Below are 21,283 nucleotides of genomic sequence, written 5' to 3' on the forward strand. Positions count from 1 at the left end.
CAAATGGTTATATAAAATCAAGCCTTCGATTTAGATTTGAGATAGGATACAAAAAACGAATAGCATAAAATATAAAGTTTCGTAAAGGTCAAGTACTTTTTTGGGGATAACATTTTTATCAACATGCCAGAACGGAGAAATATAGAAAATTTAAACTCTGTACTTGAAGCTGGTTTTTTATCCAGTATCATAGTGTAAGAGACTAGCTAAGGGGCGTTAATATGAGTAAGGATTTTAAGCTGTATTCGGAGTTCCAGCCAGGAGGGGACCAACCAGAAGCCATTCGTAAACTTAGGGAAGGGCTAGAAGACGGACTTGCTCACCAGACATTGCTTGGGGTAACAGGGTCAGGGAAAACATTCACCATTGCTAATGTTATCGCGAAAGAAAACCGTCCAACAATGCTAATGGCGCATAATAAAACCTTAGCGGCACAGCTGTATAGTGAAATGAAATCCTTTTTTCCTGAGAATGCGGTTGAGTATTTCGTTTCTTACTACGATTATTATCAACCTGAAGCTTATGTACCAAGCTCAGATACCTTTATTGAAAAAGATGCTTCTGTTAATGAACATATTGAACAAATGCGGTTATCTGCAACCAAAGCCTTGCTTGAGCGCCGAGATGTGATTGTGGTGGCTTCTGTATCTGCCATATACGGTTTGGGTGATCCAGATAGCTATTTAAAAATGATGTTGCACCTGACCGATGGCATGATTATCGATCAACGTTCGATCTTACGTCGTTTGGCTGACCTACAATATACGCGTAATGACCAAGCTTTTACTCGAGGCACATTCCGTGTTCGTGGTGAGGTGATTGATATCTTTCCTGCTGAGTCTGACGAATATGCTTTGCGTGTCGAATTATTCGATGAAGAAGTTGAGCGCCTTTCATTGTTCGATCCATTGACGGGGCAAATACAGCATAGAGTTCCTCGCTTTACTGTCTATCCTAAAACCCACTATGTTACGCCAAGAGAACGTATTCTTGAGGCGATGGAGCAGATCAAAATTGAACTCGCGGATAGGCGCAAAGTTCTATTGGAAAATAATAAACTTATTGAAGAGCAACGGATCACTCAGCGAACACAATTTGATCTAGAAATGATGAACGAACTTGGGTATTGCTCGGGGATTGAAAACTACTCACGTTATTTATCTGGCCGTGCACCCGGTGAGCCACCTCCGACCTTGTTCGATTACTTACCTGCTGATGGTTTACTCGTTGTCGATGAATCCCATGTCACCATCCCACAAATTGGCGCTATGTATAAAGGGGATCGTTCGCGGAAGGAAACTTTGGTGGAATATGGTTTTCGTTTGCCATCAGCACTGGACAACCGGCCAATGCGTTTTGAAGAATTTGAAGCCTTAGCGCCACAGACTATTTATGTTTCCGCTACGCCCGGTAATTATGAAATAGAAAAATCGGGTGATGAGGTCATTGAGCAAGTCGTGAGGCCGACTGGCTTGCTGGACCCTATTATTGAGGTTCGTCCTGTAACAACTCAAGTTGATGATTTACTTTCTGAAATCCGTATTCGTGTCCAAAAAAATGAGCGAGTATTGGTCACCACGTTGACTAAACGCATGGCTGAGGATTTAACTGAGTATCTTGAGGAGCACGGTGAACGAGTTCGCTATCTTCACTCGGATATTGATACCGTTGAGCGCGTCGAAATTATTCGGGACTTACGGCTTGGAGAGTTTGATGTGCTGGTTGGTATCAACTTATTAAGAGAAGGTCTCGATATGCCTGAAGTGTCCCTTGTTGCAATTTTGGATGCGGATAAGGAAGGCTTCCTGCGCTCCGAACGTTCATTAATTCAGACGATTGGGCGTGCAGCTCGTAACTTGAATGGTAAAGCCATTTTGTATGGCGATAGAATTACTAACTCAATGGCAAAAGCAATTGCAGAGACTGAGCGCCGTCGCGCTAAACAGATAGCTTTCAACGAAGAACACGGCATTGTTCCTCAAGGCCTGAATAAGAAAGTGGGCGATATTCTGCAAATCGGTCATAAAGTGGGCGGTAAGAGCAAAAGCCGTACTAAAGATAATATCAAAAATGAAACTCTGGTTGATGTACAATCAATGTCAACAAAAGAGTTGGAGCAACGTATTTCCCAGCTTGAAGCTCAAATGTATAAACACGCTCAAGATCTTGAATTTGAAGCTGCGGCAAGGGTTAGAGACGAGTTACAGACGATACGCTCTCAATTTATTACGAATTCGTAGATATTCACTTAGTAAATAATATTACACATTCCCACCTTATTAAGGGTGGGAACATTTTATAAAGTAATTAACTACACTTATATAGGTTGTAGCCGAGTTCTTGTGTGAGCCGCGCTATCATTTTTTGACCTTTAACACTGTTCCCTATGGGGTCTAACGGAGGAGAAAATGCAGCAATTGCCATTTTACCTGGAATAACTGTTAGTAGACCCCCACCAACACCACTTTTACTCGGAAGACCAACGTTATAAGCCCAATCACCGGAGCTGTCATACATACCTTCCATTGTCATCTCTGCCAGTATTCGAGGGCAATTTTCTGGTTGAAGTACACGCTCTTTCGTCACTGGGTTTACGCCTCCAGAGGCAATCGTTGCACCTAGAGTGGCCAATTCGACAGTATTGATGAGTGTCGAACATTGACGAGTATAAACATCACAAGCTTCCATTGGATCACAATAGAGATAGCCTGCGGCATAGAGTAGCCATGCAATCCCACGATTATGAAAATTTGTCGTTTGTTCTGATTGATTTAATTCATCAGAAAGTGTGATTTCAGCGGCTGCTAATTTCCGCTGCATAGCTAAAATACGTTGCCAGCGCTCTTCTTTCGATTTAGCTTTAATGATACTGGTCGCAGAAATAGCGCCAGCATTGACAAGCGGTGATAAAGGTTTATCGCCGTGTAATTCGAGTGCCATGACCGAATTAAATGGTAGCCCTGTCGCCGACGCGCCTAATTTTTGTTGGATAGTCTGTGCATCAAAGTCTTCTAATGCTAATGCTAATGTGCACACCTTAGAAATAGATTCAATAGCAAAGCGATATTGGCTATCTCCAACACAAATGATATCTCCTTGGGTGGTGATAACGGATAGACCACAAAGTTGATTATCAATTTGGGCTAAATACGGGATGTAGTCTGCATTAGCACCTCCACTCTCGACAAGAGACTCTTGGTAGGCACTATCGACTGCATTTTTTATTTTTTTCAAATCTAACATAGAAATAATTCCTGAATAAATAGATTATTAAATAGAGTCACACTTTGTGAATAATATATAAAATAAATGGTATATATATTAAATAGATAAGAATTGAAAATGTAAGAGACTGTGTTGCTAGAGTGACATCCGCTTTATATTTATTTGCAAGTATTACCGTCGTATTTGAAATGGGTAAAGAGCAAACTAATATTGTTATTTTTATCATTTCAGATGGTGTGTTTAATAAATTTCCAATTAGAAAAACAGTCAATGGAGTGACAATGAATCTAAATATGATAATAAAAATAATAGGACGATTTATTTTTAGTGTTTTAAATCCTGTCGTATAAATAATGAAACCAATAATTATCATCGCGATGGGGGACGTCATTGAACTAAGATAATCAAATAATGATGTTATAAAACTAGGTATTGCTATCTGATTTAATAGTAAAAAAACACCGATAATAAAAGCAATGAGTGGTGGTGTGAAAATATTTTTAATTACATTAAGGATATTGAATTTTTCTGAGTTATTATCATTGTTGAGTAGGTAAATGCCAAGTGTCCAGTATATCAGTGTTTGTGCTATATAAGTCATTAATGCATAAGGTAATAGATGAGAACCATAAACTGCCAATGTGATCGGTATTCCGAAAAATACCGTACTACTCATTGAACAAAGGCCAATAAATAGCCCTCGGTCATTTTTAGGGATTTTAATGATAATAGCTGTTATAAAAGAAATTAGCATCAATATTAATATTGTACTAAAAGGAAGTATAATATTAGGTGCTAGCATTATGAATTCTTTTTTTGAAAAGTCAGAAGTTATCGATAAAATAAGTGTAATAGGTAGTGTAATGTTAAGTAATAACTTTGTTATTGCACTATTACTATTTTCATTAAACCATTTGTACTGACCTAAAAAAAATCCTAATCCTACTATCAAAAAAAGGACTAAAATATTTGAATAGTCATTTAGCATTGAAATCCCTCAATGTTTACCAGTTGTTTTTTATTTCATGCTTAATGATTTTAAATCATATACTATTAATATAGATGACTAATAGAAAAAATGAAATGTTATTGCTGTTATTTATAGCAATAACATTTAATTCCCCTTTGGGACAAGGCGAATTAAATGTTTAGAGTGGAAATTACAGTAAGCGAATAGTTTCTTCTATAGCTTGTAGTAAGAGTTTTCTATCGTGACGGTAAGGGATATCATCGGCTTCGAGAACACGCTGAATAATTTTACGCTCAGAACTGATATTGTGTGTTTGCGTACGTGGCCCAAGGATCAAAGCATCAATTTTTTTACAGCCAATATAATGCTCCATCATTTGCAATTTTTCAGGTAAAGAAAGATTAGCGGCTGGGGTGCCTATTTCTTTGGCGAGATTGCCAATATAAATCATCGGTGCTTTGCATTCCCGTAGTGCTGCGGCAATTTCATTTAATAGTAATAGTGGCATTAAACTCGTAAAAAAACTGCCGGGGCCAATGATGACTAAATCAGCTTGATGAATGGCTTGCAATGCTTCTTGAGTCGCTTTTACCGTTGGGTACAAACACAGCTCTTTGGGGATCTCGTTAAGCGCATCCACATTCACCTCGCCATATATCTCATTACCCATTTCATCAATAGCCATGAGATCAACAGGGGATTCAGACATGGGAATTAACTGAGCATCAACTTTCAGCATGTTACGGATTAAGTTAATCGCTTCTAAAGGGCGGACACTTAGATGATCTAATGATTTTAACATTAAATTACCTAAATTATGGCCAGAAAGCTCACCATTACCACTAAAACGATATTCAAACATAGCGGAAGCAATTGAAGGCTCAGTAATTAATTGATTCAAGCAGTTACGCATATCTCCCCAAGCGATCCCACCTTCAGCACGACGAATTCGACCAGTCGAACCACCGTTATCGGTTGTGGTAACAATACCAGTTAAACGCGAGCCTAAAGAGGAAAGTGAAGACATTACGCGCCCCAACCCATGCCCACCACCAAGAGCGACAACATGTTGGAGATCCGCCAGACTGCAATTCGGCATAGTGTTCCTATATCAATTAATTTTTGGCATCTAAAATTCTAATAAACCAATAAGTTACACAGTATAACGGGGCTGGTGTACTGGAGTTTGCATTTATGCCGTATTTATAAAAAAGATATCTAAAATAAATTGGGCATTAATCTATCATAAAACATCACTGTTATCTTAGTAACCATGATAAAAAATATGGAAAGCAGATAAATCTGGATAACAGTTACGACTTAACTTATGGCTTATTAGCCGTACTTAAAGGGAACATTTCATATAGTTTAAACTTAACTCACTAATTGGTTTTATAAAGGCGGGTATAGGCTATAAAAGCGTGACGGATCAGGAAAAATACACAAGAAGGTTTCTATTTTGAATTATTCACTATATTATGTAAATAATTCTCATTTTCATTATTTGTGTTATGGCTCACTATGTCTGATCCTGAGTTACAGCGCTTGTTTGCTCGCCATTCATCATCACTATGTCGCTATCTGAACATGTATCTCAAAGACCATAGTTTAAGCATGGATATAATGCAGGAAAGTTTTACTCGTATGGCCGAATTTATGACACATTCAACTATTCAGGATATTGATGCTTATCTCTATCGAGTTGCAAAAAACTTAATGATTGACCACTTTCGTCAGCAAAAAAAGCAACAATCAATAATTATTAGTGATGAGCAGTGGCAAGGTATTCCATCTCGAGATAAAAGCTTAGAATCGGTGGCAATCCGCGACCAGCAGTTAAAGCAAATTCAACAAATCATCCAAGCACTTCCCTCAAGAACTCAGGAGATATTTCGTTTACATCGTGAGGAAGGACTCACTCAAATGGAAGTTGCACAGCAATTGAATATTTCACTCAGTACGGTAGAAAAACATTTAGCTAATGCATTGGCTATGTTGATCCACAAATGGAAGGACTAATGATGAAACTGTCGGATCTTCCATCAGAAATAGAAAACATGGCCGCCATGTGGGCGATTAAAACGTCACATCGGGAGCTTGATGCGAAGGAACACGAAGAATTTCAGTGTTGGGTTAATCAATCAGATAAACATGCAGCGGCTTATTACCGTGCAAAGCAGTTGTGGGCACTAACTGCTGCCGAACCGACAAAAAAACAGCTTCAGGTTAAAAATAGTGTTGAGAAAAAACGATTCCATTCTCCTATAAGCCTATCCTTAGCGGCAAGTGTATTCATAGGGGGGATAGTGATTTCTGTTTGGCAGTATCAACAAACTGAGCAAATAGATTACCAAGCAAAAGTCGGCGAAATACAACATATTACCTTACCTGATGGGAGTAAAGTTGACCTTGATAGTGGCGCTAAATTACAGCTGGTCTTTAACCAAGAGTATCGACAAGTTAATTTATTGCAAGGGCGAGCTTATTTTACCGTCGCACCGAAAACAACGAATGAGCCACGACCATTTCAAGTCATGGCAAAAAATGGCATTACTCAAGCATTAGGCACTGAATTTGCTATTGATAATGAGAATGACATAGTGGATGTCAGCGTATATCAACATAGCGTGAAAGTATCATTGTTGTCAGGGCAAGAACTGGTGGTAGGGGCAGGGGATTTCGCTCAATATCAGACTACGATTTTACCCGTCATTCCCCTGAAAGACACTCACTCAGTCGCTTGGCGTGAAGGGCAAATTATTTTCCATCAACGTACGTTACCTGAAATCATAGCTGAAGTTAATCGTTATCGCCAAAAGCAAATCATCTTACTGTCAGACAAAAAAACTCATCGCACTAGTGGGGTTTTGCAAATCAGTACATTAGAAAGTGGTATAGCACATTTAGCGTCGACTCAGGGGCTATCAGTTTATGAGGTTCCTTTCGTCACGTTAATATTTTGATAAATAAACATTAATGTAATTTAAACAAAAAGAGATAATTTTTTTAAAAAATTATTTACGGGTTTTTCTAATCTCAACGTCTTTAACCTAAGTGATTATGATTTTTATTACCATTATCATTTTAGGGATGGGAAATGACTCAAAAAAAGCACCACTATAAAAAAGCAACACTTTGCGTTCACCTTGCATTATTCGCTCTACCAGTACTGACGCCATTTAGTTCTGCGCAGGCAAATCAGCCTGTTGCTTCAGTAAAACAGGATACTGCCTTCTCAGTTGCTGCGGGCTCTTTGGAAAATGCATTATTGCATTTTGCTCAACAAGCAAAAGTTGAAATTATTATTAATAGCCAAGAAATTAATGGATTGACCAGCCAAGGCCTAAAAGGTTATTTCACATTGCAAGATGGATTACAGCGTTTGATAGGCTCAAACCCAGTGAAATATCAGCTACAGAATAACCGCATTATTATTCAGCGAATATCTGAAAGTGATCCAGTTATCACACTTGATAATATTACGGTGACAGCCAGTCAAGTTCAGCAAGGGGATTGGGTTTATCATACACCATCCTCAATTAGCGTGATCAGCAAAAAACAAATCGAAGATAGACCGCCAAAGCACATTGCAGACTTATTAGAACTAACAACAGGGGTGTATTCCAGCGTTAGCCAGCAGGACCCTTCACTATCCGTTAATATTCGTGGTATCCAAGATTATGGTCGGGTTAATATGAACATTGACGGGATGCGGCAAAACTTCCAAAAAAGTGGTCACGGGCAACGTAATGGTTCGATGTATATCGACTCAGAACTGCTGACTGGAGTGGAAATACAAAAAGGCAACAGTAGTGGGATCGGAAGCGCTGGGACACTAGGCGGGGTTGCAACTTTTAACACAGTAAATGCCTCGAATTTTTTATCGAAAGATAAAACCTTTGGTGGAAAATTACATGCCAGCACGGGGTCAAATAACACGCACTTTATTGGTAGTAGTGTGCTAGCGTTAGGGAATGAAAAAGGGGATGTATTATTTGCGGCGAGTGAGCGTCGCCTTGGGGATTATAAGCCCGGAACGCATGGGAAAATTGGTGATATACGAGTCAATAATGGTGCAGGGCACTACAATGAACTGGTACGTGATTTAAAACACACCCGTATCAACGATAGCAATTACCAAATGACCTCTTATCTAGCAAAGGCTGGTTGGAATATCAGTGACTCACAACGATTACAATTTAACTACTTAGAAACTAAAGTTGCGACACCAAATGCAGGAACATTAACCAATTTAAGTGGCACATGGCCTTACAAATTGGGGTGGAAAAGTAGTGGCTTTAGTGATGTGAAAACGCAAAATTATTCTATTGACTATACCCGATTTAGTGATAGCCCGTGGAGTACTGAGTTTAAAGGAAAAGTGTATTTTGTTGATACTAAAGATGATACACAAACTTATTCCACTAGCCAGATATATAACAATGGCTACCAAATGGATACACGCGTAAAAACCCAAGGTTTACAACTCGAGAATCATTCAGAAATTGAATTCAACCATCGTAATGTATTAAAAGCCCATTATGGTTTTGAGACATTCCAAGATAAAGCAAGTAGCAGTTCAACCCGAGAAGCTGCAAGTGGTGTCACTCCTGATGGTAAACGGACACTGAGCTCATTATTCACCAATTTAACCTATGAATATGATGATTGGCTGACATTAGAGGGAGGAATGCGTTATGACTATTACAACCTCAAAGGCCAAACGAGCATGAAGTATGCTAATTTTCCGTTTACTAAGGACAACCCATGTACCGCGAAGCGACTGCGTGAATGTCAGGCTGTGATCACGACTGAATACTGGAATGTAGATAGCTCGGAGGGGGCATTCTCGCCTAACGCGCGTTTGGCTATTCGTCCCGGTGTTGAGTGGATGGAGTTCTTTACGAGTTACGGTCGTTCTTGGCGACCACCCGCTATCACTGAAACATTAACAACAGGTAGCGCCCACAGTTCCTCCACACAATTTCCTAACCCGTATTTAAAGCCTGAGCGCTCAAATGCGTGGGAAGTGGGTATGAATATTAATTATCCACAATTAATATTAGAAGAAGACCGATTTGTCGCGAAAGTGGCCTATTTTGACACAAAAGTGGATAACTATATCAATCTTGCGATTGATAGAACTAAACCTGGAATGGTCAGTCCCAGTATTGGTAATGCGGCGTATAGCAATAATTTAGTCGCAACGCGGTTTAGAGGTTTTGAATACCAGCTCAATTATGATGCAGGTTTTGTCTATGCAGACTTAACTTTCACTCACATGATAGGGAAAAACAAATTCTGTTCTAACCGAGCTTGGCTTGGCGGAGTCTTGAAATATGGCGAAGGAGTTGGTCCAGGTAATTGGTATATGGAGCCCAACGAAGAGTCAAATAACTATGTGAATTGTGACAGTGGCGCCATTTTTAGTAGTGCAGCGAACTTACCGGGTGATCGAGGTTCATTCACATTGGGCGGTCGTGCTTTTGACCGAAAATTAGATGGTGGCGTTGTGGTACGTTTCACTCCAGGGTTCCAAGATTATTCAGCACCGAGCAACAACCCTTATTTAGCTGATTGGCCTAAGTATACGTTAATTGATTTATATGCAAGTTATTCATTAACTGACAATTTAATTATTCGTGGCAATGTGGAAAACCTAACTAACCGTGCTTATGTGGTGAGCTATGGAGAAAGTCTTTCCAACACGTTAGGTCGAGGGCGAACAGTGTCTGGAGGGGTAGAGTACCGTTTTTAAAGGCCCCCCATTATGCATCATACATTATGCAGTGGTGTTGTTTTTAATGAAATATAATGATATTTGAGATAAGCGTTTAGTATTAATATTTATAACGTAAACAATTAGATGGGGAGCTTGCTCCCCATTTTAGATCTACATCAATAAATGTTTAATTAAATAATAAGAGATGTTAATCATTTAGTGTGAAATTGTATCCATTCTAACGACGATAAATAGAAAATTGTCAGTAATAATAATGGTTTCGGAGTAAATGGTCTATATTTATGTAAGTCGCTGTATAATATGGCATATATCGAATTGCGATTCGCTTTTTCCATTCCTATCAGCTAGAATCCTTACATAAATTAAGTGAACAGAGTGGCTTGTTTTGGTTATTAAATTAGCGGCTCTGTGACAAATAAAACTCCTAGCCTTTGCGTCTAAGTTTATAACTTAAATATGATGCACTGGCCGTGGCCTTGAGTCACCAGGGTGCAAGATAGAAATGTCTGCATCTCCCGTATTTGGAAAGGTGTGATTATGCAGCAACTTGTCGATCAATTTGACCGAAAATTTTACTATCTTCGGCTTTCTATAACAGATGTTTGCAACTTCCGTTGCACATACTGCCTACCCGATGGCTATAAGCCAAGCGGTCGCCATGAATTTTTAACACTGGATGAAATTCGTCGTATCAGTACAGCATTTGCCCAATTAGGTACAGAAAAAGTGCGTATTACGGGTGGTGAGCCAACGATGCGCAAAGATTTCAGTGAAATTATTGCCGCTATTCATGAAAATGCCTCGATCAAAAAAATCGCAGTGACAACCAATGGTTATCGCATGGCCAGAGATGTAAAAGAGTGGAAAGATGCTGGGCTGAATGCGATCAACGTAAGTGTTGATAGCCTCGATCCGCGTCAATTTGCGGCGATCACAGGGCAAGACAAATTTTTCCAAGTGATGAAAGGTATTGATGCCGCTTTTGATGCTGGCTTTGAAAAAGTCAAAGTGAATTCAGTGCTGATGAAAAATGTCAATGATATTGCATTGAAGTCATTCCTAAATTGGATCAAACATCGTCCGATTCAATTACGTTTTATTGAATTAATGGAAACAGGCGACGGCAGTGACATTTTTCAACGTTATCATGTTTCTGGTGAAACGATACGTAACCGCTTAATAGACGAAGGTTGGTACATGCTTCCTCGTTCCCGAAGCGATGGCCCTGCTCAAGTATTCAGTCACCCGGATTACCAAGGCGAAATCGGGCTCATCATGCCATATGAAAAAGATTTTTGCCAAAGCTGTAACCGCCTACGCGTTTCCTCATTAGGAAATTTGCATTTATGTCTATTTGGTGAAAATGGCATTCCGCTGCGTGATTTATTAGGTGATGATGGCCAAAATGAAGCGCTAAAAGCCCGTATACAACGTGGCTTACACCATAAGCGAGAAACTCATTTTTTACATATGGGCGATAGCGGGATCACACCCAATTTATCCGTGATTGGCGGTTAATCTTTTTTGATTTTTCAGGAGAAAATATGTCCCAACTGACTCACCTTAATGCGTCGGGCGAGGCGCATATGGTTGATGTTTCAGCTAAAGCTGAAACTGTCCGCGAAGCCCGTGCCGAGGCTTATGTAACGATGAATCCCGAAACATTGGCTATGATCGTTGATGGTAGCCATCATAAAGGGGATGTGTTTGCGACCGCGCGTATTGCGGGTATCCAAGCCGCAAAAAATACTTGGCAGTTAATTCCATTATGTCATCCACTGCTCTTAACTAAAGTGGAAGTCACTCTTCAAGCCGAACCAGAACATCATCGAGTGCGTATTGAAACCTGTTGCCGATTAACAGGAAAGACTGGGGTCGAAATGGAAGCATTAACTGCTGCATCAGTAGCTGCTCTTACTATTTATGATATGTGCAAAGCGGTACAAAAAGACATGGTGATTGGCCCTGTTCGCTTATTAGAAAAAACCGGCGGTAAGTCTGGACATTTTAAGGTGGAATAATGATTACGGTGTTATTTTTTGCGCAAGTGCGTGAGCTAGTCGGTACAGATAAATTAGAAATAGCAGAATCTTATCAAAAGGTTGAAGAGCTGCGTCAGGCTCTTTCACAGCAAAGTGACCGCTGGGCACTAGCCCTTGAAGAGGGAAAATTGCTAGCCGCAGTTAATCAATCATTTGTTTCACTAGACCATCCTCTTGTTGATGGTGATGAAGTGGCATTTTTTCCGCCAGTAACAGGGGGATAGAATGGAAAATACCCATATTGCCGTACAAACACATAATTTCAGTGTTGGTGAACAATATCAATGGCTTGCACAATGTGATAGCGATGGTGCCGTGGTGACTTTTACAGGGAAAGTGCGTAACCATAATTTAGGGGATACTGTGGCTGCATTAACCCTTGAGCACTACCCAGGGATGACTGAAAAAGCGTTAGCTAACATTGTCGTAGAGGCTCGGGGGCGCTGGCCCTTACAGCGTGTTAGTGTGATCCACCGTATCGGTACTTTACAACCGGGCGAAGAAATTGTCTTTGTCGGAGTGACTAGTGCCCATCGTAACGCGGCTTTTCAGGCCGCTGAATTTATTATGGATTACTTGAAAACCAAAGCACCATTTTGGAAAAAAGAAACCTTACCTGAGAATGAGCGTTGGGTAGAGGCGAAAGAAAGTGACGAAGTCTCTGCAAACCGCTGGTAATCGCCCATTTTTCTCCGAAAAATACGAATTTGCTGAATGGTAATGTCAAAATAATGTGTTAGACTTTGGTTAAATTTGTCCGATTACGGTATTTTACTGGGGTCGATTTTTCTTTTAGCAAAAGGGTAGCCATCATGGGTCAGTTTGATCAACGTAATGATTCTCTTGTCCAGAGGGCCAATACTGGCGTTCAGGCATTTATGTCGCAGGTATACGGCTGGATGACAGTCGGTCTACTGCTGACAGCATTTGTAGCATGGTATTCAGTGAGCAGTGGTTTGTACTACACCATTGCGACCAATAAAATTCTCTTTTTTGGGATGATTATCGCTGAATTAGGGTTAGTGATGGGGATTTCATTCCTATTACAAAAAATTAGCGGAATGGCTGCAACAGGTATGTTTATGTTGTATTCATTGCTAACAGGATTAACCATTTCCGTGATCCTTGCTGCTTATACGGGTGAGTCCGTTGCAGGTACTTTCGTTATCACCGCAGTGATGTTTGGTTCTTTGAGCTTCTATGGCTATACAACCAAACGTAGCTTAACAGGTATGGGTAACTTCCTGTTTATGGCACTGATTGGTATCGTTGTGGCTTCATTAGTCAACATCTGGCTGCAAAGCACCATGATGTATTGGGTGATCACTTACGGTGGGGTTCTGCTGTTTGCTGCATTAACAGCATATGATACTCAAAAACTCAAAGAAATGGGCTCTCAAATTGATGAAGATGACAGAGAAACAATGCGTAAATACTCAATTATGGGTGCGCTGTCCCTGTACTTAGACTTCATTAACCTATTCTTAATGTTACTGCGTATCTTCGGTGATCGTCGCTAATATCACTAATTAGTTAGCTGAATATTATTGCAGATAGAATCTAAAACCCTTGTTACTTTGTGTAGCAAGGGTTTTTTCATATAATTAGTAATGAAAAATATAATTTGAATATTACTAACTAGATAATAGTAGAATAAGTATTCTACTTTCTACTCGCTCATTTTCTTCAGCAGGTCAGGCAATTTTCTTTCTAAATAAATAATAAGCAATAGAACTAGTTAGGACGGTAATAATCAGTAATGGCCACAAACTATGGAAAATGACTGAAAAATCGGCATTTTTTAAATAGATTTGCTTGGTGATCTCGGTGAAATGGCGGATAGGGTTAATCCACGTAATTTGTTGTAACCAAACAGGCATGTTTTCAACAGGGGAAATATAACCCGATAATAATACCGCAGGCATCATAAACACGAATACACCAATAAAGGCTTGCTGTTGTGTTGAGCACAGTGCTGAAATTAATAACCCAAAGCCAACGAGTGACAAGCCATAAAATAACATGGTGGCATAAAACAGGAGTAGCGAACCAGCAAATGGGATCTGGTAACAAAAAATACCGATGACCAGCACTAAGCTAGCTTGTGCAGTGGCAACAATTAAGGCAGGCACGGCTTTACCAATAAATATCTGCCAAGTCGTTAATGGAGATACAAGTAATTGATCTAACGTCCCTTGTTCACGCTCCCTTGCGATAGATAAGGAGGTGACAATCAATACGCCAATTGTTGTTATTAAGGCAACTAATGATGGAACGATAAACCATTTATAATCTAAATTTGGGTTATACCAATTACGGATAATCAATTCACTATTATTGGGACGTATTCGCGTGCGAGTGAGTTCTTGTTGGTACTGCATAACGATTTGTTCAATATAGTTTGCAGCAATTTGAGCACTATTAGAATTACGACCATCAAGCAGCAACTCCATGCTAGCGGTATGCTGAGAGTCGATATCAGCGCTAAAGTTTTGGCTAAAACGAACCACTAATAATGCTTTGCGGTTATCAATTATTTGGTGAATATCATGTTCATTTTTAATTAGCAATACATGAGAAAAAGCACTCGCTTTGGCAAGTCGTTGGGTCAATTCTATCGAGTGTTTACCATTGTCTTGGTCAAAAACGGCAATCGTCGTGTTAGTCACTTCCAGCGTGGCCGCCAAAGGAAATAAAATCATTTGAAAAATGACAGGTAAAATTAAAATAATGCGTGTTTGTGGTTCTTGTAGCAATGATTGTAATTCTTTCATTATTAAGGTGTATAAGCGATAAAACATAATGACACCTCAATCCAAGCGACGGCGGGTTTTCAATGCCGTCAAGCCAATAAATAAAATGGCTGATGCCACCAACAAGAGAAAGTCGGTTAGTAACAGCAGATAGATATCTCCCGCAAGAAATAACGTTTGTAAGCTACTGACAAAATAACGAGCAGGGATAAAATAGGTTACCACCTGAATGATTGCTGGCATGCTATCAATTTCAAAAATAAAACCTGACAGCATAATAGCGGGTAAAAAAGCTGCATTTAGTGCAATCATCGCCGCATTGAACTGATTGCGTGTGATCGTTGAAATGAGTAATCCCATACCTAATGCGGTTGCTAGATAAAGGCTGGTAATAACAAATAATACAAGCAAAGAGCCACGGTAGGGGACTTCTAACACGAATGTCGTGACCAACATACATAATACCATGACAAATGAACCAAGCACTTGATAAGGCAATAATTTTGAAAGTAATAATTCAGCTTTAGTCACTTGTGTTGAAAGCAGCGCTTCCATTGTGCCGCGCTCCCATTCTCTTGCTACCACCAAGGACGTTAAAATTGCCCCGACAACCGTAATAATGATACTGATAGCTCCTGGAATAATAAAATGCTGACTAATTGCCGCTTCATTAAACCAATAGCGCATTTCTAACTCAATCAAAGGTGTTGCCTGTTCACCACTATTTTCGCCTTGTTGTAACTGCCATGTTTGCCAAATACCTTTAGTGTAGGCTTGCACGAAGTTGGCGGTATTGGGCTCACTGCCATCAGTAATGACTTGGATCGCGGCATGTCCTTGCGGTTGCAGTAGCTGTGATGAAAAATCGACAGGGATGACGACAATACCGCGGATTTCCCCTGCTTGCATTTTATTGACTAACAAATTTCTATTGTTACTTATTGTGGCATCGATAAATGGGGAGCCTGTGAAAGTATCGACTAATTCACGAGCTTGGGGAGTTTGTTGTTCAAGTAAAATGCCGACTCGTAATTTACTGGAATCTAAATTAATACCATAGCCAAAAATAAATAATAGCATCAAAGGGATGACAACGGCGATTAAGGCACTGCTAGGGTCACGAACAATTTGTTTACTCTCTTTCCAGCACAGAGCCTTAAGCCTACGCCATGAAAAAGGGGAAGCGGAATGAGTCATCGTGCCTCCTGTTGATTATCGTAATTCATGATCAAGCCAATAAATGCATCTTCCATGGAAGGATCGGGGTTTTCATCAGTGACAACTTGCTGCTTCAGTTCATCGGGCGTGCCTGCGGCAATGATTTTTCCATGATAAACAAGCCCGATTCGGTCACAATATTCAGCTTCATCCATAAAGTGAGTAGTGACCATGACAGTGACGCCTTTATCAACCATTCCATTGATATGTAACCAAAATTCTCTACGAGTTAATGGATCGACACCTGACGTTGGCTCATCTAAAAATAAAATATCCGGCTCATGCATTAATGAGCAGGCGAGAGCTAAACGTTGTTTATAGCCTAAAGGGAGAGATTCAGTAACTTGATTGATAATGGGGGTGAAATTAAATGCATCAATCATTTCTTGAATTTTGGTGGTTTGTTTTTTGTGGTGTAGGCCATATACACCAGAAAAAAACTTCAAGTTTTGTCCTACTTTTAAATTACCATACAGTGAAAACTTTTGTGCCATGTAGCCAAGTTGCTGTCTAACTTTATTTGAGCTAGTGTTCAAATCCATACCAAGTACTAATGCTTGCCCAGAGGTTGGTTTCATCAAGGCACACATCATCTTAAAGGTTGTCGATTTACCTGCACCATTAGGTCCTAGTAACCCAAATATTTCTCCACGTTTTACTTGAAAATTGACTGTATCAGTGGCTGCGAACGAGCCGAATTTTTTAGTTAAATCACGGGCTTCTATTACCGTTTCCTGTGGATTAGGGGGAATTTGTGGCACGATAGCCGCTAATTCAGAACGGTGAGAAGGGCCCCCCCCCAGTAAATCAATAAAGGCATCTTCAAAACGAGGTTGTGCGGCAATCAGTGTCTTTCCACTCATTCCAAGTGCATTGAGTAAATTCTCATGGGATGCATTAGGCTTTAAAATTAGTCGGATGTAGCGCCCTTGAATAACACCATCAGTGGTTTCTGGTAATACTAACGCATTTTGTAGAATAGTACGTTTTTGTGTTGCAGGAACATCAAGCAAATAAGAGCGCCCAGCCATTTTTTGCGTTAACAACTCAGGTTTTCCTGAATAAAGCTGCTTTCCCTTGTTTAACAGCAAGACATTCTGGCATTGTTGGGCTTCATCTAAATATGAGGTACTCCACAGGATTAGCATCCCGTCATCCGCAAGAGTATGCACCATTTGCCATAACTCGCGTCGAGCGATGGGGTCAACGCCAACACCAGGCTCATCCAATAACAAAACTTTAGGTTTGCCCAACAATGTACAGGCTAAACCAAGCTTTTGTTTCATCCCACCAGACAGTTTGCCTGCAAGCCTATCAGTGAAAGGGGCTAGGCTGGTAAAAGACAGCAACTGTTGGTAAGTGGCTTTTCGTTCTTCCCCAAGAACACCTCGTAAATCGGCATATAAATCCAAGTTTTCTTGGACGGTTAAATCCTCATATAGGCCAAATTTCTGTGGCATATAACCGAGATCGGCTCGCATGGCTACACTATCTACAAAGGGGTCAAGCCCCATAACACGAATGTCACCAGAGTCTGGCTTTAGTAATCCTGCTAACATGCGCATTAAAGTCGTTTTACCTGCCCCGTCTGGACCAACGAGTCCGGTGACTGAACCACCGTGTATATCAATTGTTAAGCTTTCAACTGCTGGTGCTTCAAGACCCACAAAGGTTTTTTCGACATTGAGTAAGCGAATGCTGTAATCATCAGTCATGACAATCTCTTACTGTTTTGTATCAGTGAATTGAATGGTCACTGGCATACCTTGGCGCAGTGCATCGTCTGCATCATTAACAATTATACGTAACCGATAGACTAAATCCGTTCTTAAATCAGGAGTCTGGACACTTTTGGGAGTGAACTCGGCGGTTGGTGACACAAAACCAATGGTACCGTGATAAGGTTTATTGGGTCGACCGTCAGTGTATAGCATCACTTCTCTTCCCGGTATCGCATCACCGAGATGTGGCTCACTAACGTAAGCCCTAACCCAAACAGGGGATGTTAACGTGACACTAAATACGGTATTACCTGCGCCCACAATGGTGCCTGGTTCAATAGCACGGGTTAAAATCGTTCCCGCAGAAGGAGCAAAAAGAATGGTGTCTTGCAGATCTAACTCGGCTTGTGCAACAGCCGCTTCCGCTTGTAACCATTCCCCTCTCGCAGCAGCAATTTCTTCTTGGCGAAAGCCACTTTGATATTGATTAAGTTTATCTTGTGCGGCTTTCAGTGCTGCAAAGGCTTGGTTACGATTATTCTTAGCATTATCAAGCTCATTGGCTGAAATGACGCGTGAAGCTGCCAGCCCTTGTTGACGTTTATAGAAGCTGTCTGCGTATTGCCACGCAGCTTGTTTTTGGGCAACTTCAGCTTCAACTTGTGCGACTTCTTGAGTGCGATAACCGCTTTCTTTCAAAGCCAATTGTGCTTTAGCACTATCACGTATGCCTTTTGCTTTATTTAAGGCGTTAACATAAGGCGAATCATCGAGTTGGCCAAGTTTATCTCCGGCAATGACTTGTGCGCCTTCATCGACATTTAAAGAGGCAAGCCTGCCTGAGACTCGAAAACCAAGGTTAACAGTTCGAACATCAACATTACCGTAAAGTGTTAATGTTTTATCTTGTTGTGATTGGTAGTAAGAGTAACCACCAACAGCAATACCGATTAATATGACAATAATTAAAATAACAACAGAACGGCCTTTATTGTTCATAGCTAACCTTATTTAAAAAATTCATGGTATGAAAAGCGAATATGGTTGTAAGAGGTTGCTGATTTCTTAGAATATAATATCTATATCAAGATATGACAAAAATCACCAACCTCTAGTCATAGCTAATATGAATACTTTATTGCATTAATCATATCACTTTTCTATTTGTTTGCGATGACGTAAACCCGCTAATAAAATATTTGTATGTTCAATAAGAACTTGATTAATAATTTTAAATTCATTTTCATTGATATGCTTCCACCCGGTTTGGCGCAGTAAGGTTTCCCTTGCTATACGAAATGACAGTGTTTCGCCTAAAATCGCATGTGTATGGATGAGTGTCGTTAAGTGGTTGGGATCAGCGCCGATATAAATGGCAATTAACCGATTTAGGCGTGAGTGGATAGGGCCTAACGCTTGTTCATGAATAATAGTATAAGCTTCGGTTGGGTTAAGTTGCTCTCGGGCTAAAATACGCGAAAAGCTTAAATTTTTCTTTTCGAGTTGGAAATAATTATAGGCAATCACCGTTTTGTGCAGCAATTTTAACGCCTCTTCTGGGACTTGCATTGCGGGGGGCTGGTTTAAAAAATGGTCAATAGATAGAAATACCTCATCAAAGTTGTTTTTGATATTTTTCACAATAAGCTGTGCAACAGCTAAGTACAATCCTTCTTTTGAGCCGAAATAATAGGATATGGCAGCGATATTCTGCCCCGCAGCTTGCGCGATTTTACGCGTTGTTGCGCCATCTAGACCCTGTTCTCCATAAACATCAGCAGCAGTAAGGAGTAATTGTGTTTTTGCGTTTTCACCCCGCAAAGTTGACGATGAACCTGTATACATAAACATTCCTTTTAAAAATCAGAATAAAATAATATCACTAAGCTCTTAATTGGCTTTTCATGTTTTTAATGGATAAAAAACGACATCTCATAGTGTTTTATAAGTATATATACTATCTAAGGGGAATTTTATATTAATTTATTACCCAAACTAAATTAATATATTTATCGTCCGCAAATAATGTTAGAATTTTACAATGTCGCACGGCAGTTTGCGCTTTTTTCTTCTGACTCACTTCCCCATAACTGTCACAATCAATTTGAAGCGGTGAAGCCCGGAGTAATTTAATTTGACTACATTTTCAGACCTCGCGTTAAACGAGGAAATTTTGCTTGCTATAAATGAGTTAGGCTATGAAAGTCCAACGCCTATTCAGCAACAAGCCATCCCAGCTGTACTTGCAGGAAACGACCTGTTAGCGAGTGCACAAACGGGAACAGGTAAGACCGCAGGCTTTACATTGCCTATATTGCAAAAATTGATTACAAATCCTCGGGGGAATAATCGCAGACCAATTCGCGCGTTAATTTTGACTCCAACAAGGGAGCTTGCGGCTCAAGTTGCGGAAAATGTGAAAGAATATAGCCGTCATTTACGTATTCGTTCATTTGTCGTTTTTGGTGGTGTCAGTATTAACCCTCAAATGATGAAATTACGAGGTGGTGTGGATGTTTTGATTGCAACACCTGGCCGGTTATTAGATTTAGAACACCAAAATGCAGTTGATCTTTCCCAAGTGGAAGTGTTTGTATTAGATGAAGCCGATCGTATGCTAGATATGGGCTTTATTCATGATATTCGTAGAGTAATCAATAAACTACCAAAAAAACGCCAAAATTTATTATTCTCAGCAACATTTTCAGATGAAATCAAACAACTCGCGAATAAACTGCTTAATAGCCCTGTAACTATTGAGGTTGCTCCGCGTAATTCTGCATCTGAGCAAATAACGCAATATGTTCACTTAGTCGACAAAAAGCGTAAAGCAGAGTTACTCTCTTTCATGATAGGTCGTGATAATTGGCAGCAAGTTTTAGTGTTTACGCGTACAAAACACGGGGCTAATCGTCTTGCTGAACATTTAAATAAGGACGGTATTAAGTCTGCCGCTATCCATGGCAATAAGAGCCAAGGTGCTCGTACTCGTGCTTTATCTGATTTTAAATCAGGGGATATTCGAGTTTTAGTAGCAACGGATATTGCAGCGCGTGGTTTAGATATCGAGCAATTGCCTTATGTTGTGAACTTTGAACTGCCAAATGTTGCAGAAGATTATGTACATCGTATCGGTCGTACAGGCCGTGCGGAGGCAACAGGAATGGCTGTTTCGCTTGTATGTATTGATGAGGCGAAGTTACTTAAAGATATTGAAAGGTTACTCAAAAAGCCGATCCCTAAAATATCGATAGATGGTTATGAACCTGATCCATCGATTAAAGCTGAGCCTATCCAAAAAACGCCACAACGCAATGAGCGACGTTCCGGCGAAAGAAGTGGAAATAGCCAACCTCGTCGTAGCAATCCGTCATCGGCAAGAGCGAGCTCTGGAAAAGCTTCTAGCTCACCTTGGAAAAACGCCCAGAAAAAAGTTAAACAAGGGCACAATGATGGTTAATTCTGCTCAATAGATAGATAAAAATGGCTCATCTGTATAGATTGAGCCGTTTTTATGGCCTTATTCCTTCCAAATCGTTTTAGACTAATTTCCCATGTGGATATGAAGACTGTTATTATAGATAACTGCCATTCAAAGGGTTTAATGCGAC

At 40.1% G+C, this 21,283-nt stretch carries 18 protein-coding genes and 1 riboswitch; of the genes, 10 read left to right on the forward strand and 8 right to left on the reverse strand.

What is annotated here, in order from left to right:
• Positions 1-221: 221 nt before the first annotated feature.
• On the forward strand, positions 222-2,240 hold the full coding sequence (gene uvrB / locus ACLPIE_RS10835; protein WP_430261633.1) for an excinuclease ABC subunit UvrB: 2,019 nt from the start codon (positions 222-224) through the stop codon (positions 2,238-2,240).
• A gap of 67 nt (positions 2,241-2,307) precedes the next feature.
• Here uvrB and glsA read toward each other — a convergent pair whose 3' ends face one another.
• From glsA to ACLPIE_RS10850, 3 genes are all read right to left on the reverse strand, one after another.
• A complete protein-coding gene (glsA, locus tag ACLPIE_RS10840) occupies positions 2,308-3,243 on the reverse strand; it encodes a glutaminase A (protein WP_430261634.1) in 936 nt (311 codons plus the stop codon).
• A gap of 37 nt (positions 3,244-3,280) precedes the next feature.
• Positions 3,281-4,213 carry an AEC family transporter gene (locus ACLPIE_RS10845; protein WP_430261635.1) on the reverse strand — a complete coding sequence of 311 codons (933 nt, stop codon included), beginning with the start codon at positions 4,211-4,213 and terminating at the stop codon, positions 3,281-3,283.
• 172 nt (positions 4,214-4,385) lie between these two features.
• Complete coding sequence (locus ACLPIE_RS10850) at positions 4,386-5,294, reverse strand: gluconeogenesis factor YvcK family protein (RefSeq protein WP_430261636.1); 909 nt, start codon at positions 5,292-5,294, stop codon at positions 4,386-4,388.
• Between the two features lie 422 nt (positions 5,295-5,716).
• Here ACLPIE_RS10850 and ACLPIE_RS10855 point away from each other — a divergent pair, with 422 nt between their 5' ends.
• From ACLPIE_RS10855 to ACLPIE_RS10890, 8 genes are all read left to right on the forward strand, one after another.
• Positions 5,717-6,214 (forward strand): RNA polymerase sigma factor, encoded by a 498-nt coding sequence (locus ACLPIE_RS10855; protein ID WP_430261637.1) that lies wholly within the window; start codon positions 5,717-5,719, stop codon positions 6,212-6,214.
• On the forward strand, positions 6,214-7,158 hold the full coding sequence (locus tag ACLPIE_RS10860) for a FecR family protein (protein ID WP_430261638.1): 945 nt from the start codon (positions 6,214-6,216) through the stop codon (positions 7,156-7,158). Before ACLPIE_RS10855 ends, ACLPIE_RS10860 begins: the two co-directional genes overlap by 1 nt.
• Positions 7,159-7,292: 134 nt before the next feature.
• A complete protein-coding gene (locus tag ACLPIE_RS10865) occupies positions 7,293-9,953 on the forward strand; it encodes a TonB-dependent hemoglobin/transferrin/lactoferrin family receptor (protein WP_430261639.1) in 2,661 nt (886 codons plus the stop codon).
• Positions 9,954-10,347: 394 nt separating this feature from the next.
• Positions 10,348-10,486: riboswitch (molybdenum cofactor riboswitch) on the forward strand.
• Positions 10,476-11,456, forward strand: coding sequence for a GTP 3',8-cyclase MoaA (gene moaA, locus ACLPIE_RS10870; protein WP_430261640.1), 981 nt, complete (start codon positions 10,476-10,478; stop codon positions 11,454-11,456). Its footprint overlaps the riboswitch before it by 11 nt.
• Before the next feature lie 26 nt (positions 11,457-11,482).
• On the forward strand, positions 11,483-11,959 hold the full coding sequence (gene moaC, locus ACLPIE_RS10875) for a cyclic pyranopterin monophosphate synthase MoaC (RefSeq protein ID WP_430261641.1): 477 nt from the start codon (positions 11,483-11,485) through the stop codon (positions 11,957-11,959).
• Positions 11,959-12,204: a molybdopterin synthase sulfur carrier subunit gene (gene moaD / locus ACLPIE_RS10880; RefSeq protein WP_430261642.1), complete on the forward strand. Its 246-nt coding sequence runs from the start codon at positions 11,959-11,961 to the stop codon at positions 12,202-12,204. Before moaC ends, moaD begins: the two co-directional genes overlap by 1 nt.
• A gap of 1 nt (position 12,205) precedes the next feature.
• The gene (gene moaE / locus ACLPIE_RS10885) at positions 12,206-12,658 is read left to right on the forward strand and encodes a molybdopterin synthase catalytic subunit MoaE (RefSeq protein WP_430261643.1); all 453 of its coding nucleotides are present in this window, start codon (positions 12,206-12,208) and stop codon (positions 12,656-12,658) included.
• A gap of 134 nt (positions 12,659-12,792) precedes the next feature.
• Positions 12,793-13,500, forward strand: coding sequence for a Bax inhibitor-1/YccA family protein (locus ACLPIE_RS10890; protein WP_430261644.1), 708 nt, complete (start codon positions 12,793-12,795; stop codon positions 13,498-13,500).
• A 174-nt stretch (positions 13,501-13,674) separates the two neighbouring features.
• On the opposite strand, the gene ACLPIE_RS10895 is transcribed toward ACLPIE_RS10890, so the two are convergent.
• The 5 genes from ACLPIE_RS10895 to cecR all read right to left on the reverse strand — a co-directional run bounded on the left by ACLPIE_RS10895 (position 13,675) and on the right by cecR (position 19,523).
• A complete protein-coding gene (locus ACLPIE_RS10895; RefSeq protein WP_430261645.1) occupies positions 13,675-14,781 on the reverse strand; it encodes an ABC transporter permease in 1,107 nt (368 codons plus the stop codon).
• A gap of 9 nt (positions 14,782-14,790) precedes the next feature.
• Positions 14,791-15,930: an ABC transporter permease gene (locus ACLPIE_RS10900; protein WP_430261646.1), complete on the reverse strand. Its 1,140-nt coding sequence runs from the start codon at positions 15,928-15,930 to the stop codon at positions 14,791-14,793.
• Positions 15,927-17,666: an ATP-binding cassette domain-containing protein gene (locus ACLPIE_RS10905; RefSeq protein ID WP_430261647.1), complete on the reverse strand. Its 1,740-nt coding sequence runs from the start codon at positions 17,664-17,666 to the stop codon at positions 15,927-15,929. Before ACLPIE_RS10905 ends, ACLPIE_RS10900 begins: the two co-directional genes overlap by 4 nt.
• 9 nt (positions 17,667-17,675) lie before the next feature.
• Positions 17,676-18,671: a secretion protein HlyD gene (gene hlyD / locus ACLPIE_RS10910; protein ID WP_430261648.1), complete on the reverse strand. Its 996-nt coding sequence runs from the start codon at positions 18,669-18,671 to the stop codon at positions 17,676-17,678.
• 153 nt (positions 18,672-18,824) lie between these two features.
• On the reverse strand, positions 18,825-19,523 hold the full coding sequence (gene cecR / locus ACLPIE_RS10915; RefSeq protein WP_430261649.1) for a transcriptional regulator CecR: 699 nt from the start codon (positions 19,521-19,523) through the stop codon (positions 18,825-18,827).
• Between the two features lie 283 nt (positions 19,524-19,806).
• Here cecR and rhlE point away from each other — a divergent pair, with 283 nt between their 5' ends.
• Positions 19,807-21,132: an ATP-dependent RNA helicase RhlE gene (gene rhlE, locus ACLPIE_RS10920; protein ID WP_430261650.1), complete on the forward strand. Its 1,326-nt coding sequence runs from the start codon at positions 19,807-19,809 to the stop codon at positions 21,130-21,132.
• The last annotated feature ends 151 nt before the right edge of the window (positions 21,133-21,283 follow it).

This window comes from Providencia sp. Me31A, assembly GCF_050487165.1.
Lineage (GTDB): Bacteria > Pseudomonadota > Gammaproteobacteria > Enterobacterales > Enterobacteriaceae > Providencia.

Bases quoted from the DNA above. Each gene is read 5' to 3' on its own strand.
- ACLPIE_RS10845 (WP_430261635.1), bottom strand. From the start codon at position 4,213: ATGCTAAATGACTATTCAAATATTTTAGTCCTTTTTTTGATAGTAGGA.
- cecR (WP_430261649.1), bottom strand. From the start codon at position 19,523: ATGTTTATGTATACAGGTTCATCGTCAACTTTGCGGGGTGAAAACGCA.
- moaD (WP_430261642.1), top strand. From the start codon at position 11,959: ATGATTACGGTGTTATTTTTTGCGCAAGTGCGTGAGCTAGTCGGTACA.
- ACLPIE_RS10895 (WP_430261645.1), bottom strand. From the start codon at position 14,781: ATGTTTTATCGCTTATACACCTTAATAATGAAAGAATTACAATCATTG.
- uvrB (WP_430261633.1), top strand. From the start codon at position 222: ATGAGTAAGGATTTTAAGCTGTATTCGGAGTTCCAGCCAGGAGGGGAC.
- ACLPIE_RS10890 (WP_430261644.1), top strand. From the start codon at position 12,793: ATGGGTCAGTTTGATCAACGTAATGATTCTCTTGTCCAGAGGGCCAAT.
- moaA (WP_430261640.1), top strand. From the start codon at position 10,476: ATGCAGCAACTTGTCGATCAATTTGACCGAAAATTTTACTATCTTCGG.
- ACLPIE_RS10865 (WP_430261639.1), top strand. From the start codon at position 7,293: ATGACTCAAAAAAAGCACCACTATAAAAAAGCAACACTTTGCGTTCAC.
- moaC (WP_430261641.1), top strand. From the start codon at position 11,483: ATGTCCCAACTGACTCACCTTAATGCGTCGGGCGAGGCGCATATGGTT.
- ACLPIE_RS10855 (WP_430261637.1), top strand. From the start codon at position 5,717: ATGTCTGATCCTGAGTTACAGCGCTTGTTTGCTCGCCATTCATCATCA.
- ACLPIE_RS10900 (WP_430261646.1), bottom strand. From the start codon at position 15,930: ATGACTCATTCCGCTTCCCCTTTTTCATGGCGTAGGCTTAAGGCTCTG.
- hlyD (WP_430261648.1), bottom strand. From the start codon at position 18,671: ATGAACAATAAAGGCCGTTCTGTTGTTATTTTAATTATTGTCATATTA.
- ACLPIE_RS10905 (WP_430261647.1), bottom strand. From the start codon at position 17,666: ATGACTGATGATTACAGCATTCGCTTACTCAATGTCGAAAAAACCTTT.
- glsA (WP_430261634.1), bottom strand. From the start codon at position 3,243: ATGTTAGATTTGAAAAAAATAAAAAATGCAGTCGATAGTGCCTACCAA.
- moaE (WP_430261643.1), top strand. From the start codon at position 12,206: ATGGAAAATACCCATATTGCCGTACAAACACATAATTTCAGTGTTGGT.
- ACLPIE_RS10850 (WP_430261636.1), bottom strand. From the start codon at position 5,294: ATGCCGAATTGCAGTCTGGCGGATCTCCAACATGTTGTCGCTCTTGGT.
- ACLPIE_RS10860 (WP_430261638.1), top strand. From the start codon at position 6,214: ATGATGAAACTGTCGGATCTTCCATCAGAAATAGAAAACATGGCCGCC.